This is a genomic window from Aquimixticola soesokkakensis (assembly GCF_900172375.1).
GTDB lineage: Bacteria > Pseudomonadota > Alphaproteobacteria > Rhodobacterales > Rhodobacteraceae > Aquimixticola > Aquimixticola soesokkakensis.
On record NZ_FWFS01000003.1, the window covers coordinates 73,694 to 87,047 of the forward strand.

The 13,354-nt window shown below is 62.1% G+C and carries 16 protein-coding genes; 2 read left to right on the plus strand and 14 right to left on the minus strand.

The features are described from left to right. Positions 1–5: 5 nt before the first annotated feature. The 14 genes from AQS8620_RS04780 to AQS8620_RS04850 form a co-directional block, all read right to left on the minus strand. Entirely contained in the window at positions 6–431 is a 426-nt protein-coding gene (locus tag AQS8620_RS04780; protein ID WP_085835715.1) for a DUF5333 family protein, read from the minus strand. After that, on the minus strand, positions 431–847 hold the full coding sequence (locus AQS8620_RS04785; RefSeq protein WP_234990372.1) for a DUF5333 domain-containing protein: 417 nt from the start codon (positions 845–847) through the stop codon (positions 431–433). Before AQS8620_RS04785 ends, AQS8620_RS04780 begins: the two co-directional genes overlap by 1 nt. Before the next feature lie 304 nt (positions 848–1,151). Then, positions 1,152–2,447 carry an NADH-quinone oxidoreductase subunit NuoF gene (gene nuoF / locus AQS8620_RS04795; RefSeq protein WP_085835717.1) on the minus strand — a complete coding sequence of 432 codons (1,296 nt, stop codon included), beginning with the start codon at positions 2,445–2,447 and terminating at the stop codon, positions 1,152–1,154. A 12-nt stretch (positions 2,448–2,459) separates the two neighbouring features. After that, positions 2,460–2,678 (minus strand): DUF5337 domain-containing protein, encoded by a 219-nt coding sequence (locus tag AQS8620_RS04800; RefSeq protein ID WP_085835718.1) that lies wholly within the window; start codon positions 2,676–2,678, stop codon positions 2,460–2,462. Between the two features lie 3 nt (positions 2,679–2,681). Next, positions 2,682–3,446, minus strand: a complete 765-nt coding sequence (locus tag AQS8620_RS17210) for a helix-hairpin-helix domain-containing protein (RefSeq protein ID WP_234990373.1) — start codon at positions 3,444–3,446, stop codon at positions 2,682–2,684. A 64-nt stretch (positions 3,447–3,510) separates the two neighbouring features. Then, on the minus strand, positions 3,511–4,833 hold the full coding sequence (locus tag AQS8620_RS04810) for an NADH-quinone oxidoreductase subunit E (RefSeq protein WP_085835719.1): 1,323 nt from the start codon (positions 4,831–4,833) through the stop codon (positions 3,511–3,513). Then, positions 4,833–6,041, minus strand: a complete 1,209-nt coding sequence (locus AQS8620_RS04815) for an NADH-quinone oxidoreductase subunit D (RefSeq protein WP_085835720.1) — start codon at positions 6,039–6,041, stop codon at positions 4,833–4,835. Before AQS8620_RS04815 ends, AQS8620_RS04810 begins: the two co-directional genes overlap by 1 nt. Before the next feature lie 3 nt (positions 6,042–6,044). Next, on the minus strand, positions 6,045–6,956 hold the full coding sequence (locus AQS8620_RS04820; RefSeq protein ID WP_085835721.1) for a sulfotransferase: 912 nt from the start codon (positions 6,954–6,956) through the stop codon (positions 6,045–6,047). Between the two features lie 5 nt (positions 6,957–6,961). Beyond that, positions 6,962–7,561 (minus strand): NADH-quinone oxidoreductase subunit C, encoded by a 600-nt coding sequence (locus tag AQS8620_RS04825; protein ID WP_085835722.1) that lies wholly within the window; start codon positions 7,559–7,561, stop codon positions 6,962–6,964. Positions 7,562–7,566: 5 nt separating this feature from the next. Further along, a complete protein-coding gene (locus AQS8620_RS04830) occupies positions 7,567–8,100 on the minus strand; it encodes a NuoB/complex I 20 kDa subunit family protein (RefSeq protein ID WP_085835723.1) in 534 nt (177 codons plus the stop codon). Beyond that, a complete protein-coding gene (locus tag AQS8620_RS04835) occupies positions 8,091–8,456 on the minus strand; it encodes an NADH-quinone oxidoreductase subunit A (RefSeq protein WP_085835891.1) in 366 nt (121 codons plus the stop codon). Before AQS8620_RS04835 ends, AQS8620_RS04830 begins: the two co-directional genes overlap by 10 nt. A gap of 309 nt (positions 8,457–8,765) precedes the next feature. Beyond that, complete coding sequence (locus AQS8620_RS04840; RefSeq protein WP_085835724.1) at positions 8,766–9,335, minus strand: hypothetical protein; 570 nt, start codon at positions 9,333–9,335, stop codon at positions 8,766–8,768. Then, the gene (locus tag AQS8620_RS04845) at positions 9,319–10,518 is read right to left on the minus strand and encodes a DegT/DnrJ/EryC1/StrS family aminotransferase (RefSeq protein WP_085835725.1); all 1,200 of its coding nucleotides are present in this window, start codon (positions 10,516–10,518) and stop codon (positions 9,319–9,321) included. The genes AQS8620_RS04840 and AQS8620_RS04845 overlap by 17 nt, the downstream gene beginning before the upstream one ends. Next, positions 10,515–11,204 carry an HAD-IA family hydrolase gene (locus AQS8620_RS04850; RefSeq protein WP_085835726.1) on the minus strand — a complete coding sequence of 230 codons (690 nt, stop codon included), beginning with the start codon at positions 11,202–11,204 and terminating at the stop codon, positions 10,515–10,517. The genes AQS8620_RS04845 and AQS8620_RS04850 overlap by 4 nt, the downstream gene beginning before the upstream one ends. 69 nt (positions 11,205–11,273) lie before the next feature. Here AQS8620_RS04850 and glmU point away from each other — a divergent pair, with 69 nt between their 5' ends. Both glmU and AQS8620_RS04860 read left to right on the plus strand, forming a co-directional pair. Further along, positions 11,274–12,626: a bifunctional UDP-N-acetylglucosamine diphosphorylase/glucosamine-1-phosphate N-acetyltransferase GlmU gene (gene glmU, locus AQS8620_RS04855; RefSeq protein ID WP_085835727.1), complete on the plus strand. Its 1,353-nt coding sequence runs from the start codon at positions 11,274–11,276 to the stop codon at positions 12,624–12,626. Positions 12,627–12,662: 36 nt separating this feature from the next. Next, positions 12,663–13,295, plus strand: coding sequence for a DNA alkylation repair protein (locus AQS8620_RS04860; RefSeq protein ID WP_085835728.1), 633 nt, complete (start codon positions 12,663–12,665; stop codon positions 13,293–13,295). Positions 13,296–13,354 lie beyond the last annotated feature (59 nt).

A 13,354-nucleotide genomic window follows, 5' to 3' on the forward strand; every position in this document is an offset into this window, starting at 1 on the left:
TCACCTTACCTGTGTTTCTTGATCAGCGTGGACAGCACCGAAAGCTGCCCCTCCAGATCACGTTCTGCGTAGGCGCAAAGCGCCCGCGTGTCATCTATCGTCGCGCCGTGGGGCGCAAGGAATACTTCAGCCTCTTGAGCGATTTGCCCCAGATAGGCCGCATCGTTCAGCGTCGAAATCTCGTCGACCGCATAGCCGCGCGCCGCGACGATTTTCATCGTCTCCTGCGCCAGTTGCGCATTGCCCGCGATCTCCAGATCAAGCCGCTTGCAGTTTTGCGCCGCCGTCGAGGCGAGCATCGAAAACATCATGTTGCGCGCCACATCGGGATCCGCAGCAAGGCTTGTCTGGGCCCAAGCGCCCTGACCTGCCCCCTGCGCAGCAAGCAGCGCCAAAGCCGCCACTTTGGCGATATGCAGCGCGCGCACCATTATTTCGCCCTCAACAACGAGCCGATCAGGCTCTGGCTGGCGATTTCCTGAGTGCCCAATGTGCACAGGTCAGCCGACACTTTGGGGTCCAAGCCCTTGGAGGCGACATAGGCCTCGCCAAGCTTGCGAATGCGCGCCTTTTCGGCCTTGCTTTCGACATAGGCCTTGATCTGGGCGTCGGAATACCCAAGGTCGGAGGCCACGCCGCGCAGCGTCCAGAGATAGTTCAACCCCTTGAGCTTACGCGCGTCGATACTGTCGCATTTCTCGCTCACCTCATAGGCAATCGCGACCTGCAACATGGAATTGTCGATACGGGCCTGATCGCGCAGGGGCGGCAATTCAACGGCCTGAACAGCCGTCGTCATCAGCCCCAAAAGAGCAGTGGCAGACAGGATATGTGGAAAGATATTCATAGGGTTACTCCGCTTTGACCGGCTTGCACGACATGTCGCGGTGCAAACGGGCCTCTTTCAGAAATGACCAGCCAAAGGCTGCGTCACTGTCCCCATGGTCGTGTTTTTTGGCGATGGGTCTTATGCCCTCGTCCAAGATCGCGTCAAAACGCGCATAGTGGCCGACGGGCCCAACGCTGCGCCTATCCGCCGCGCAAGCCCACGCCCCCATGCAGCCGCCCACGCGCGCGACATCGGCCGGCGCGATGTGCCGTCCGGTGTCGCGTTGCGCAAATTGGGGGCCGCTGGGCTGCATGGTCCGGGCTTACTCCGCTGCCACGGCCGAAACGCGGCCGGTTTTCTTGTATTTGATGCGGTCCTCGATCTCGTTGCGAAAGTGACGCACGAGGCCCTGGATCGGCCAGGCGGCCGCATCGCCAAGCGCACAGATCGTGTGGCCTTCGACCTGTTTCGTCACCGCCAGCAGCATGTCGATTTCCTCGACCTCCGCATCGCCGGTGACCAGACGGTCCATCACGCGGCTCATCCAGCCGGTGCCTTCGCGGCACGGCGTACACTGGCCGCAGCTTTCGTGTTTGAAGAACTTCGACAGGCGCCAGACCGCTTTGATCACATCTGTGGATTGGTCCATGACGATCATACAGCCGGTGCCAAAGGAGGATTTATTCTCCCGCATCCAGTCGAAATCCATGATGGCGTCTTCCAGTGCCTCTTTGGGCAGAACGGGGCAAGAGGCACCGCCCGGAATGATGGCTTTGAGGTTGTCCCAGCCGCCGCGCACCCCGCCGCCGTGACGCTCGATCATCTCGCGCACGGTGAGCGACATTTGCTCTTCAAAGACCGAAGGGCTGTTCACGTGACCGGTGATGGCAAACAGTTTGGTGCCCGCATTGTTGGGGCGACCGAAACCGGCAAACCACTCGGGCCCGCGGCGCAGGATCGTTGGGGCCACGGCGATGGATTCAACGTTGTTCACCGTGGTCGGGCAGCCATAGAGACCGGCACCGGCCGGAAACGGCGGTTTCATCCGCGGCATGCCTTTTTTGCCCTCGAGGCTTTCGATCAGCGCGGTTTCCTCGCCACAGATATAGGCCCCTGCCCCGTGGTGCAGATAGAGGTCGAAATCCCAGCCGGATTTGGCGGCATTCTTGCCCAACAGACCGGCATCATAGCATTCGTCGATGGCCGCTTGCAGCACTTCCTTCTCGCGGATGTACTCGCCCCGGATGTAGATATAGGCCGCATTCGCCCCGATCGCGAAAGAGGCAATCAGCGCGCCCTCGATCAGCGTATGCGGATCGTGACGCATGATTTCGCGGTCTTTACAGGTCGCAGGCTCGGATTCATCGGCGTTGATCACCAGATAGGCCGGACGCCCGTCGCTCTCCTTGGGCATGAAGGACCATTTGAGGCCGGTGGGAAAGCCCGCACCGCCGCGACCCCGCAGGCCAGAGGCCTTCATCTGGTCGATGATCCAGTCACGGCCCTTGCCGATGATGTCTGCCGTGCCATCCCAATGGCCGCGCGACTGCGCGCCTTTGAGGCTACGGTCGTGCATCCCGTAGAGGTTCGTGAAGATCCGGTCCTGATCCTTGAGCATCGCTCTTATCCTTCAGCCTTTCTGACGCGAACGCCAGATCTGGTACACGTTCACCAGCGCCCACAAAAAGGCCGCCAGTGCTGCGAAATCAAACAGGAAAACGTAACGCGGGGCGAGCCCCAACCGTCCTCCCAACCATTGCGCCCCAAGCCAGAACATCATGGTGAACGCGATCACAAGGGCCGTGGCCCGTGCGCGTTTTGCCAGTTTCTGTTCCTCGTCGGGCGCCATAAGTTACTCTTTGTACACGCCGCCGGCTTTCACGCGGTCGGCAAAGTCCGTTTCCCCGCCAGAGGCGAGGATTTTCGATTGGCCGATCCAGTCATCGCGCTCGATGCGGCCCTTGAATTTCAAACGTGCATCGACCCAGGCCACCTGCGCAGGCGTGAAGGCCGCAATCTGGTCGAAATGCCAGAACCCGAGGCTGTTCAACTGCGCCTCAAGCTTGGGCCCCACCCCTTTGAGTTGCTTGAGGTCATCCCCGACACCGCCGCGCGGAGCGCTGAGGGTTTCGGGCGCGACCTCGATGGTGTCGCTCTGCGTGTCGCTCGAAACCGGCGCGTCAAGCATGGGCTCGGCCACGGCAGGATTCATCACGCTCGCGCCGTTCTCGCCACTGTGATGGGACGCGGCGGGTTCGACCGGTGCCGGCGTGACGGGCGCAGCGTCCGCCACTGCGGGATCAGCCACTGCGGGCTCAGCCGGTGCGGGGGTCGCCGGAGCGGGGGTCGCCGGTGCGGATTGCGACGCAGGGCTTGGGCTGGCCATCGCAGCGGCGACGGGGGCCGCGTCCGGCTTTTGCGAAACGGCGACCTCAACGTCATCCATCCAGCCGATCCACAACAGGATGGCCACGAGAAACGCCACAAGAACGCCAATCAAAAGCGACGCGACAATGCTGTAGCTCGCAAGAAACAGCAGCCCGAGAAAACTCAGGACACCTGCAATCGCAGCTATCAGAAAAATCGTTGTGCGTCTCTTTGTCTGCATCTCGTTCATCGCGTTACCTTTGCAAAACCCGTCCCGCAGCCCGTGGCGCGGTCACACTCGTTACTGTTTACACTCAATATTTTGCACGTTTGGAAAATTCGGTCTCTTCGCCGCTCGCTAGCAGCTTGGCCTGAGCGACCCAATCGTCGCGCGACGCACGGCCTTTGAAGCCCTCAAGGTTGGCATCCACCCAAGCCAGCTCATCCGCTTCCCAGGCAGCGACCTGATCAAAATGGTAAATGCCCATGCTGTTGAGCAGCTTTTCCAACTTTGGCCCCACGCCTTTGATCATTTTCAGATCATCGGCATTGCCGTCGCGCGCTGCGCTCAGCATGGCGGGCTTGCGGCCCGTATCGGCCTCGTTTTCCGCAGCTGCTTCGGCTTTGGCGGCACGACGCGCACGCCGCTCTGCCCGCAGGGCTTTGACCTCTTCGGGCGACAGCTTGGCCTCCTCAGAGGCGTCACTTTCGGCGGCATCGGGGTTGGATTTGCCCTCGGGCGCGCCCTTGTTGACAGCGGTTGCTTCCTGTTCGGTCACGCCGGTGCCATCGACCGGCTTGCCCTTGGCGGGGCGCGGTTCGGTGACATCGGCGGGCACCGTGGCGGTGTCGGTGTTCACCCGCGGCGCCGCTTCGGCTTTGGGCGAATTGGCAACCGGCGTTGCGCGCTTGTCCGCGTCCAGCGCACCATGCGAAATCCACGGGGTCAGCAGCGGCACTTCGGTGCCGTCAATCCGTTTCAACCCGTCGCGCACATCCATCTGCCGCGACACGGTGGCATTATAGGCGGGCTTGTCGTCGCCCACCTCGGTCAGGGCCACCAGACCGCTCACCGGCTCCGCCGCAAAGCGACCGTTCTGCGGGCCGGGCTGGACGAATTTGCCCTCGGCCATATCCGACAGCATCTGGCGGAAGCCCTCGGCGGTCAGGTCCTCGTAGTAATCCTTGCCAATCGCCGCCATCGGCGCGTTGGTGCAGGCGCCGAGGCATTCGACCTCTTCCCACGAAAACTTGCCATCTGCCGAGAGTTCATGCGGGTTGGGCGCGATCACCTCTTTGCACACATCGATCAGATCGCCCGCGCCGCAAATCATGCAGGTCGTGGTGCCGCAAATCTGGATATGGGCCACCTGACCAACCGGTTGCAGATGGAACATGAAGTAGAATGTCGCCACCTCGAGCGCGCGGATATGCGCCATGCCCAGCATGTCGGCGATGTATTCCATCGCAGGCTGGCTCAACCAGCCCTCTTGTTCCTGCGCGCGGTAGAGCAGCGGAATGATCGCCGAAGCCTGACGGCCTGCGGGATATTTCGCGATCTGGCCCTCGGCCCACGCAAGGTTGTCAGCAGTAAAAGCGAAAGAAGCCGGTTGATCCGACGCGAGACGACGCAGCATTAGCGGTCAACCTCCCCGAAAACGATGTCCATAGTGCCGATGAGCGCTGCCACGTCGGCCAGCTGATGGCCTTTCGCAACATGGTCCATCGCCTGAAGATGCAGATACCCCGGTGCGCGCAGCTTGGCGCGGTAGGGTTTGTTGGTGCCATCAGCGACCAGATAGACGCCGAATTCGCCCTTGGGCGCTTCCACGGCGGCGTAGACTTCGCCGGCGGGAACGTGAAAGCCCTCGGTGTAGAGTTTGAAATGGTGGATCAGGCTTTCCATCGAGCGTTTCATATCGCCGCGCTTGGGGGGCGTGATCTTGCCACGCGCCAGAACGTCGCCTTTTTCCACGCGCAGTTTCGCGATGCACTGCTTCATGATCTTCACCGACTCGCGCATCTCTGCGACACGGCACAGATAGCGGTCGTAGCAGTCGCCGTTCTTGCCGACAGGGATCTGGAATTCCATCTCGTCGTAGCATTCATAGGGCTGCGAGCGGCGCAAATCCCACGGCAGGTTCGAGCCGCGCGCCATGATCCCCGAAAAGCCCCATTGCTGGATTTCTTCTTCGGTGATGATGCCGATATCAACGTTGCGCTGTTTGAAAATGCGGTTTTCGGTGATCAGGCTTTCGATGTCGTCGATCAGCGACGGGAAGGTGTCGCACCACGCGTCAATGTCATCGATCAGCGCCGGCGGCAGGTCCTGATGAACCCCGCCGGGGCGGAAATAGGCCGCGTGAAAGCGGGCGCCCGATGCGCGTTCATAAAAGATGCACAGCTCTTCGCGGGCGGTAAAGCCCCAGAGCGGCGGCGTCAGCGCGCCAACGTCCATCGCCTGCGTCGTGACGTTCAGCAGGTGGTTCAGGATGCGCCCGATTTCGCAGTAAAGTACGCGGATCAGCGAGGCACGGCGCGGCACTTCGACACCGGTGAGTTTTTCAATCGCCAGACACCAGGCATGTTCCTGATTCATCGGCGCCACGTAGTCGAGGCGGTCGAAATAGGGCAGGTTTTGCAGGTAGGTGCGGCTTTCCATCAACTTTTCGGTGCCGCGGTGCAGCAGGCCGATGTGCGGATCGCAACGCTCGACAATTTCACCGTCCAGCTCAAGCACCAGACGCAACACGCCGTGCGCGGCGGGGTGCTGGGGCCCGAAGTTGATGTTGAAATTCCGGATCTTCTGTTCGCCCGTCAGGACATCTTCGAAGTTGCCGTCCATATCTCAGACCCTCACCATGTTGGCATGCCACCGCTGCGGCAACATCCCTAAGGTTTCTTCCACATAGGCATAATGCGGGGCGAGGAATTCCTGCGCCTCCCGCTTTTGCCGCTCGTTCATTTTGATCTTCACGCCCTCATGCACCCGTTTGTCCGTATCGGCAGGCATCGGGTCGAGGCCAAGAAAATCGCAAAGTTCCGTCACCCCCTCGGGCGTGATCAGCTGTTCGTTAAAGGCCAGCATCAGCTTGGCCTGTGGCACGGCGCGTTTCAGCTTGGCCACAATCGCAGGGTAATCGCCCCGCGTTAAAATATCCGCCTCGGCGCCCTTGCGCACAATCTGATTGAGCATCCGGCGCGACTTTTGCACCACATCCTCATCCGCCTTGGCCTGGCGCGACGCATTCATCCGCACGTGGCTCCAGAGCCGGTCCAGCGGATCGCGCATCAAAAACACGACGCGCACATCCTCGGCCATCCCGGCCATCGCCTTGAGCCGTTCCTCGCTGAGCAGCGCATAGGCCGGGGTGATGTCGCCCACAACGCGGACCTCCTGCCCGATCACCTTGGCGCGCGCCTCAACCCCGTCGTACAGATAGGCCAGATAGGCGGCCTCATCGACGGTTCCGGCCTCGATCAGCGCCAAGATCTGCGTCGCATCGGCAATCCGGCGCGTCAGCCAGTTGTGCCACTCCGTCCCGGCCTCAAGCGTGGCAAGTTTCGCCGCATCCGCCTTGATCTGGCCCTTCAGACCGTTGGCAACCCAGCCCGCCTTCAGGTCGATGGCATCAAAGTAATGCACTTCTTTGACCGTCCGCATCCAGACCTGCGGGTGCCCTTCCAGATAGTCGTACAACCACGACGTTCCGGCCTTGGTCGCACCAACGCAAATCAGGACTGTGGGCTTTCGGGCCAAGCGGCTTACCCCTGCTTTTCATCGCCCGGAAGGATGTATTCAGCACCTTCCCATGGGCTCATAAAGTCGAATTGACGGTATTCCTGCACAAGGCTTACCGGCTCATAGACCACGCGTTTGAGTTCCTCGTCGTAGCGCACCTCGGTGTAACCCGTGGTCGGGAAATCCTTGCGCAGCGGATGGCCGCGAAACCCGTAGTCCGTCAGGATGCGGCGCAGATCGGGGTGCCCCGAAAACAGGATGCCGAACATGTCGAACACTTCACGCTCGAACCAGTTGGCCGAAGGATGCGTGTTGATGACCGAAGGCACCATTTCATCCTCGCGCACAGCCGCTTTCACGCGAATGCGGTGGTTCTGGTACATCGACAAAAAGTGGTAAACCACTTCAAAGCGCGCCTCACGCGAGGGGTAGTCAACGGCGGTGATATCCACCAGCGACGAAAACTTGCACTGGCTGTCAGTCTTGAGAAACTCGACGAAAGCCGCGACGGAGGCCAGCGTCACGGTGACGTTCAGCTCACCAAAGGCGATCTCGGTTGAAAGCACACATTCGGGGCGTTTCAACTCAAGGTGCGCGGCGAGTTCTTGAAGAGCTTGCGTCATGCGCCTTACCTTTCGATCGTGCCGGTGCGGCGGATTTTGCGTTGCAACTGAAGGATGCCATACAGCAGCGCTTCAGCGGTCGGTGGGCAGCCGGGAACATAGACATCGACAGGAACGATCCGGTCACACCCACGCACCACCGAATAGGAATAGTGGTAATAGCCACCGCCATTCGCACAGGACCCCATCGAGATCACGTAGCGCGGCTCGGGCATCTGGTCGTAGACCTTGCGCAGCGCAGGGGCCATCTTGTTGGTCAGCGTTCCGGCAACGATCATCAGATCCGACTGGCGCGGAGAAGCGCGCGGCGCTGTCCCGAAGCGTTCAAGGTCGTAGCGCGGCATGGAGGTGTGCATCATTTCCACCGCGCAGCAGGCCAGACCAAAGGTCATCCAGTGCAACGAACCGGTGCGTGCCCAGTTGATGATATCCTCGGTCGAGGTCAGCAGAAACCCTTTGTCCTGCAACTCGGCATTGAGCGCCTGCGTGGCATGTTCCTTGTCGCCGCCGGCCGTGTTGGCTGTCGTGATCACGCCCATTCCAGCGCTCCCTTTTTCCATTCGTAGCAAAAGCCGATGGTGAGGACGCCCAGAAAGACCATCATCGACCAGAACCCGACCAAGCCGACATCCTTGAAGGCGACCGCCCAGGGAAAGAGGAACGCAACCTCAAGGTCGAAAATGATAAAGAGGATCGAGACGAGGTAAAAACGGACATCGAATTTCATCCGCGCATCATCGAATGCGTTGAACCCGCACTCATAGGCCGACACTTTTTCAGGGTCTGGATTGCGCACCGCCACGATCACGGCAGCGATGATGAAAACAAGACCAAGCGCAATGGCGAGGCCCAAGAAAATGAGAATGGGGAGGTATTCCCGAAGCAAGTCTTCCACGAGCGGCTCCTTGGCAAACGCAGGCACGCGGCGTGTCTGCACGGTAGAGGCTTGTCGTGGTTTAGCTTGGGGCGCGCAGGGGGTCAACCGAAGGCAGGGCACATTTGATGCAAGAAACGCGGCCAAGGTGCTGAATTTTCGCTCCCCTCCCCCGTTTCTCCCCCTATGTCGCGCGCTGGTGAACCGCATTTGACACATCGCCGCGACTCGGTCCGCTGCAGTGCACTTTCGACGCGGGTCGCGACCAGCTATTCCTGACAATTACACTCAACATTAAACCTTCGTCAAGCCGTTTGCGCGAATTTCCCGCTACAAAGTTCCGTATCCAAACAGCGTCACGACACAGCCCGCGCTCAGCGCCCAGGCCCAAAACAGCGCCGCCCCGCGCCGAATGGGGTGGCGCACACCGCCCGCAATCAGACAGCCCCACAGCCAACTCACGAGCAGTGCCAAAAGGCAGGGCAAAAGGTAGATCAGCGGTGCAAGGCTCTGCGCCACGCCCATGAATAGCAAAAATGCCGCCGAAACAGGCAATTGCAGGAAAAAGGCCACCGGAAATAACGGCCAGAACACCAAAGCGGTGATGGCGCGTGCGCGTGTGGGGCGAAACGCGTCGCGCAACAGGTGGCCACGTTTGCGAATGCCAAGGCACAGACCCGCCACGCTCGCCCCCGTCAGCATCCCTGCCCAAAGGCCAAGTTGCGAAAAAGGCAGGCGTTTTTGTCCCAACCCGACATCGGGAAACACCTGCACCGCGCTCCATAGCAGCGCGACCCCCAAACAGGCGGCAAGCGCCACCCCTCCCAGCTTTCGGGGAAGGGACAAGGGGGCGGGCCGGACCATCGCAGCGCGCGCGCCGGCCTCATTTTGCGGCGGCATTGCGCAGCTCCTCAGTGATGATACGGGCAATCTGGGCGCAATCTTGCGTCGAGAAGGTCAGCGGTAACCGCATGTCCATGATCGCCTGCAGAATGCGGTCGCTGTCGGGCAGGCTTTGCGGCGCGACGTAGCGCCAACTGTCGTAGCGCGACGTAAAGGCCACCGGCTCGGGCGCGCCAAACCATTTCAACTCCACGCCCCGCGCCAGACAGGCGGCCACCAGCGACTCGATCTTTGCGGGGGCCCAGTCCAGCAGCAGAAACTGGAAGGAAGAGGCAACATAGGCCTCCGCCTCGGGCCGCTCGATCAGCGTCAGCCCCGCGCCCCCGCGCAAGCCCTCCTCAAGGGCGCGATAAAGAGCATTCCAGCGCGCGCATTGGGCCGGCAGATCGGCCAGTTGCGGCCGCAGGATCGCGGCGCGCAGATTGTCCATGCGTCCCGACACATTCGGCGTGTGGTATTTGATCGCCTCGAACACCTCCGGCGCAGGGGCCGCGCGGTGTTTGGGATAGAGCATGTAGCTGCCCGACAGCATGATTGCGCGCGCTGCCGCCTCGGCGTCATCAGTGACAAGCAAACCGCCCTCGCCGGAATTCATATGCTTGTAGGTCTGGGTCGAATAGCAGCCGATGCGCCCGTGCCGCCCGCTGGGCGTGCCCTTCCACGCCGCCCCCATCGTATGGGCGCAATCCTCGATCACCGTCAGGCGGAGCCGATCCGCGAGCGCCATCAGGGCGTCCATATCGCAAATGTGCCCACGCATGTGGCTGAGCATCAAAACCCGCGCGCCGCTGGTGCGGGTTTTCTCCACCAGATCGGCCAGATCGATCACCAGGCCTTGGGTCACGCCCACGAACACCGGCTCTGCTCCAAGTGCGGCAATCGCGCCGGGCACGGGGGCGAGGGTAAAGGCGTTGGTGAGCACCGTGTCGCCCGCCTGCACGCCCACCGCGCGCAAGGCAGCGCCCAGGGCATAGCCGCCCGAGGCGACAGCAACGCAGTATTTGGCTCCTACGAAGGCGGCAAATTCTTCTTCCAGACGTGCGGTTTCATCCACCTCCCCCGCCACCGTGTTGTAGCGGTGCAAGCGCCCCGTGCGCATCACACGGATCGCGGCCTCGATCCCTGCGTCGGGGATGGGTTCCTGCTGGGTGAAGACGCCTGTGAAAACCTCGCCGCTCATCCGATCAGCTCCTGTGTCACGCGCATCAGATCGCGGTAATGGGGCAGCAGCGCCTCGGGCGACAAAGCGCGCACCGCCTCGCCGTCGGGACCGAAGGTCACCAGCGCACAGGGCACGCCAGCGGCGGCGGCGGTTTTGCGGTCGGTCACGGTATCGCCCAGCAAAAACGACTGTTTCACCGCGCCCCCGGCCCCCTCGACAGCGGCCAGATAGGGGGCGGGATCAGGTTTGCGCACAGGCAATGTGTCCGCGCCCACCATCGCCCCAAACATATCGCGCACGCCAAGCCGCTTGAGCAATTCTTCGGCAAGACCGCTGGGCTTGTTCGTACAAACCGCCACGCGGTAGCCCGCGGCTTTGAGCTGTTGAATGGCATCCACCGCGCCCTCATACATCACCGTATGCACGTCGATGTGCTGGCCGTAGTGGTCCAGAAGGGGCTGGTATTGCGTCTCGACCAGCGCCTCGATCGCGCTGCCCTCGACGCCCTCTGCCCGTGCGAACCCCAACCGCAGCATGGCCCGCCCCCCGTGAAAAGCCGTGGCGGCATCGGCCACGGGATCCAGCAGTGCCCCCTGCCCCAAACTGTCGAAACAGGCATTGGCCGCGGCGATCAGATCACGGCTGGTATCGGCCAAAGTGCCGTCGAGGTCAAAGACCACCGTTTTGCCGCTTGGCTGTGCCATATCCGTTTCCTTCTTGTGATATATGCCCCAAGGGGTAAAACGCCCCTGACTTCAAGGAAAGAGCAAACCATGGCCACTGCCCTCATTATCCTCGCCGCCGGTCAAGGCACGCGCATGAACTCCGACCTGCCCAAGGTGCTGCATCGCATCGGGGCCGCGCCCCTGTTTGCCCATGCGCTGGCCGCAGGTCAGGCCGTTGACCCCGAGCGGCGCGTTGTCGTCGTGGGCCATGGCGGCGCAGATGTGGCCACAGCGGCGCGCAAGATCGATGAAGACATTGTGATCGCCGAGCAAAGCGAACAGCTGGGCACCGCCCATGCTGTCGCGCAGGCCCGCGCGGCGCTTGCGGATTTTGAGGGCGATGTCTTTGTGCTTTATGGCGACACGCCCTTTGTGCAGGGCGAGACGCTGGAGCGGATGCTGGAGGCGCGCAAATCTCATGACGTGGTGATTTTGGGCTTTGAGGCCGCCGATGCGGGCCGCTACGGGCGGTTGGTGATGGCGGGCGACAAATTGGAGCGTATCGTCGAATTCAAAGACGCCACAGAGGACGAGCGCGCCATCTCCCTGTGCAACTCCGGCGTGATCTGCGCGGATGCGCAGCGGCTGTTTTCGCTGATCGACGCGGTGGGCAACGACAACGCCAGCGGCGAATTTTACCTCACCGATATCGTGGGCCTTGCCACTGCGCGCGGGCTGTCGGCCACCGCCGTGACCTGCCCCGAGGCCGAAACGCTGGGCGTGAACACCCGCGCCGAACTGGCCCGGGCCGAAGCCCTGTTCCAGGCCACCAAACGCGCCCAAGCGCTGGAGGACGGCGTGACGCTGGTTGCGCCCGAAACCGTCTATTTTGCCCTCGACACCTATCTCGGGCGCGATGCCTACATCGAACCCAACGTGGTGTTCGGCCCCGATGTCACCGTGGAATCCGGCGCCACCATCCGCGCCTTTTCCCACCTCGAGGGCTGCCATGTCGGTGCGCGCGCAACCGTTGGCCCCTTTGCCCGACTGCGCCCCGGTGCGGAACTGGCCAATGACGCCCATATCGGCAACTTCGTGGAAATCAAGAACGCGCTGATCGGCGAAGGCACGAAGGTGAACCACCTGTCCTATGTGGGCGACGCCGACATCGGCGATGGCACCAATGTCGGCGCAGGCACCATCACCTGCAATTACGACGGGGTGTTCAAACATCGCACCACGATCGGTCGCAACGCCTTCATCGGCTCCAACACCCTGCTCGTCGCCCCCGTCACCGTCGGTCATGAAGCGATGACCGCCACCGGCACAGTGGTGACAAAAGATGTCGAAAACGGTGCGCTGGCCATCGGCCGCGCCAAGCAGGAGAACAAACCTATGCTCGCGGTGCGTTTGTTCGATAAGTTAAAGGCAGCAAAGGCCGCAGGCCGTAAACCGTCCTGAAATTGTTCTATTTGTGCAACCAACCCAGAGGCTCCCATGACCCCGAATGACGCTCTTGAGGCGCTGCGTGCAGCCTCTGACCCTGACCGCGCCGCCCAGCTTGCCACCCGCCATGGCGACGGCACCTACCTTGGCACGCCTGCACAAACGATCTCCGATCTGGCGGGCGCGTGGCGCAAAACGCTTGACCTCACTGCCCGTCTCGAACTCGCGCAAGGCCTCTGGGAAAGCGCGGTGTTCGAGGCGCGCATCGCCGCCGCCAAACTGCTGACCCAAGCGCGCATCCCCGAGGATCAAGCGCTCTGGGACCAAATCCTTGCGTGGCTGCCCCAAGCCGGTCTTTGGCCCGTTCTGGACGCGCTCGCCGCCGCCGGCGCCCGCCGCCTTGCCGCCCGTCCCGACCGGTTGAGCGACGTCCTGCCGCTGGCCAGCGCCGAGGCCCCGTTGCTGCGCCGCGCCGCCCTGCTGCTGACCGAACCCATGGCCAAAGCCGATTTCCCCGATGCCGACGCGCTGATCCGCCGCGAACAGGTGCTCGGCCTGCTGCCCGCCCTGCTCGCTGACAGCGACAAAGACGTCCACCGCACCGCGCAAAGCTGGCTCAGAACCTTCGCCAAGCACGACTTCAAACGCGCACGCGCCTTTCGCCAAGATCATGGGCTGGCGTGACGCGCAGACCCCGGGCAGCGAGACCTGCCCGCGACAAGCAATAGCACTTGCCCTTGGCA

What these genes read in the sequence shown, in the direction of transcription:
- AQS8620_RS04815 (WP_085835720.1), bottom strand. Translation starts at nt 6,041, where the DNA reads ATGGACGGCAACTTCGAAGATGTCCTGACGGGCGAACAGAAGATCCGG.
- AQS8620_RS04810 (WP_085835719.1), bottom strand. Translation starts at nt 4,833, where the DNA reads ATGCTGCGTCGTCTCGCGTCGGATCAACCGGCTTCTTTCGCTTTTACT.
- AQS8620_RS04840 (WP_085835724.1), bottom strand. Translation starts at nt 9,335, where the DNA reads ATGCCGCCGCAAAATGAGGCCGGCGCGCGCGCTGCGATGGTCCGGCCC.
- AQS8620_RS04845 (WP_085835725.1), bottom strand. Translation starts at nt 10,518, where the DNA reads ATGAGCGGCGAGGTTTTCACAGGCGTCTTCACCCAGCAGGAACCCATC.
- AQS8620_RS04800 (WP_085835718.1), bottom strand. Translation starts at nt 2,678, where the DNA reads ATGGCGCCCGACGAGGAACAGAAACTGGCAAAACGCGCACGGGCCACG.
- glmU (WP_085835727.1), top strand. Translation starts at nt 11,274, where the DNA reads ATGGCCACTGCCCTCATTATCCTCGCCGCCGGTCAAGGCACGCGCATG.
- AQS8620_RS04830 (WP_085835723.1), bottom strand. Translation starts at nt 8,100, where the DNA reads ATGGGCGTGATCACGACAGCCAACACGGCCGGCGGCGACAAGGAACAT.
- AQS8620_RS17210 (WP_234990373.1), bottom strand. Translation starts at nt 3,446, where the DNA reads ATGAACGAGATGCAGACAAAGAGACGCACAACGATTTTTCTGATAGCT.
- AQS8620_RS04780 (WP_085835715.1), bottom strand. Translation starts at nt 431, where the DNA reads ATGGTGCGCGCGCTGCATATCGCCAAAGTGGCGGCTTTGGCGCTGCTT.
- AQS8620_RS04860 (WP_085835728.1), top strand. Translation starts at nt 12,663, where the DNA reads ATGACCCCGAATGACGCTCTTGAGGCGCTGCGTGCAGCCTCTGACCCT.
- AQS8620_RS04785 (WP_234990372.1), bottom strand. Translation starts at nt 847, where the DNA reads ATGAATATCTTTCCACATATCCTGTCTGCCACTGCTCTTTTGGGGCTG.
- AQS8620_RS04825 (WP_085835722.1), bottom strand. Translation starts at nt 7,561, where the DNA reads ATGACGCAAGCTCTTCAAGAACTCGCCGCGCACCTTGAGTTGAAACGC.
- AQS8620_RS04850 (WP_085835726.1), bottom strand. Translation starts at nt 11,204, where the DNA reads ATGGCACAGCCAAGCGGCAAAACGGTGGTCTTTGACCTCGACGGCACT.
- nuoF (WP_085835717.1), bottom strand. Translation starts at nt 2,447, where the DNA reads ATGCTCAAGGATCAGGACCGGATCTTCACGAACCTCTACGGGATGCAC.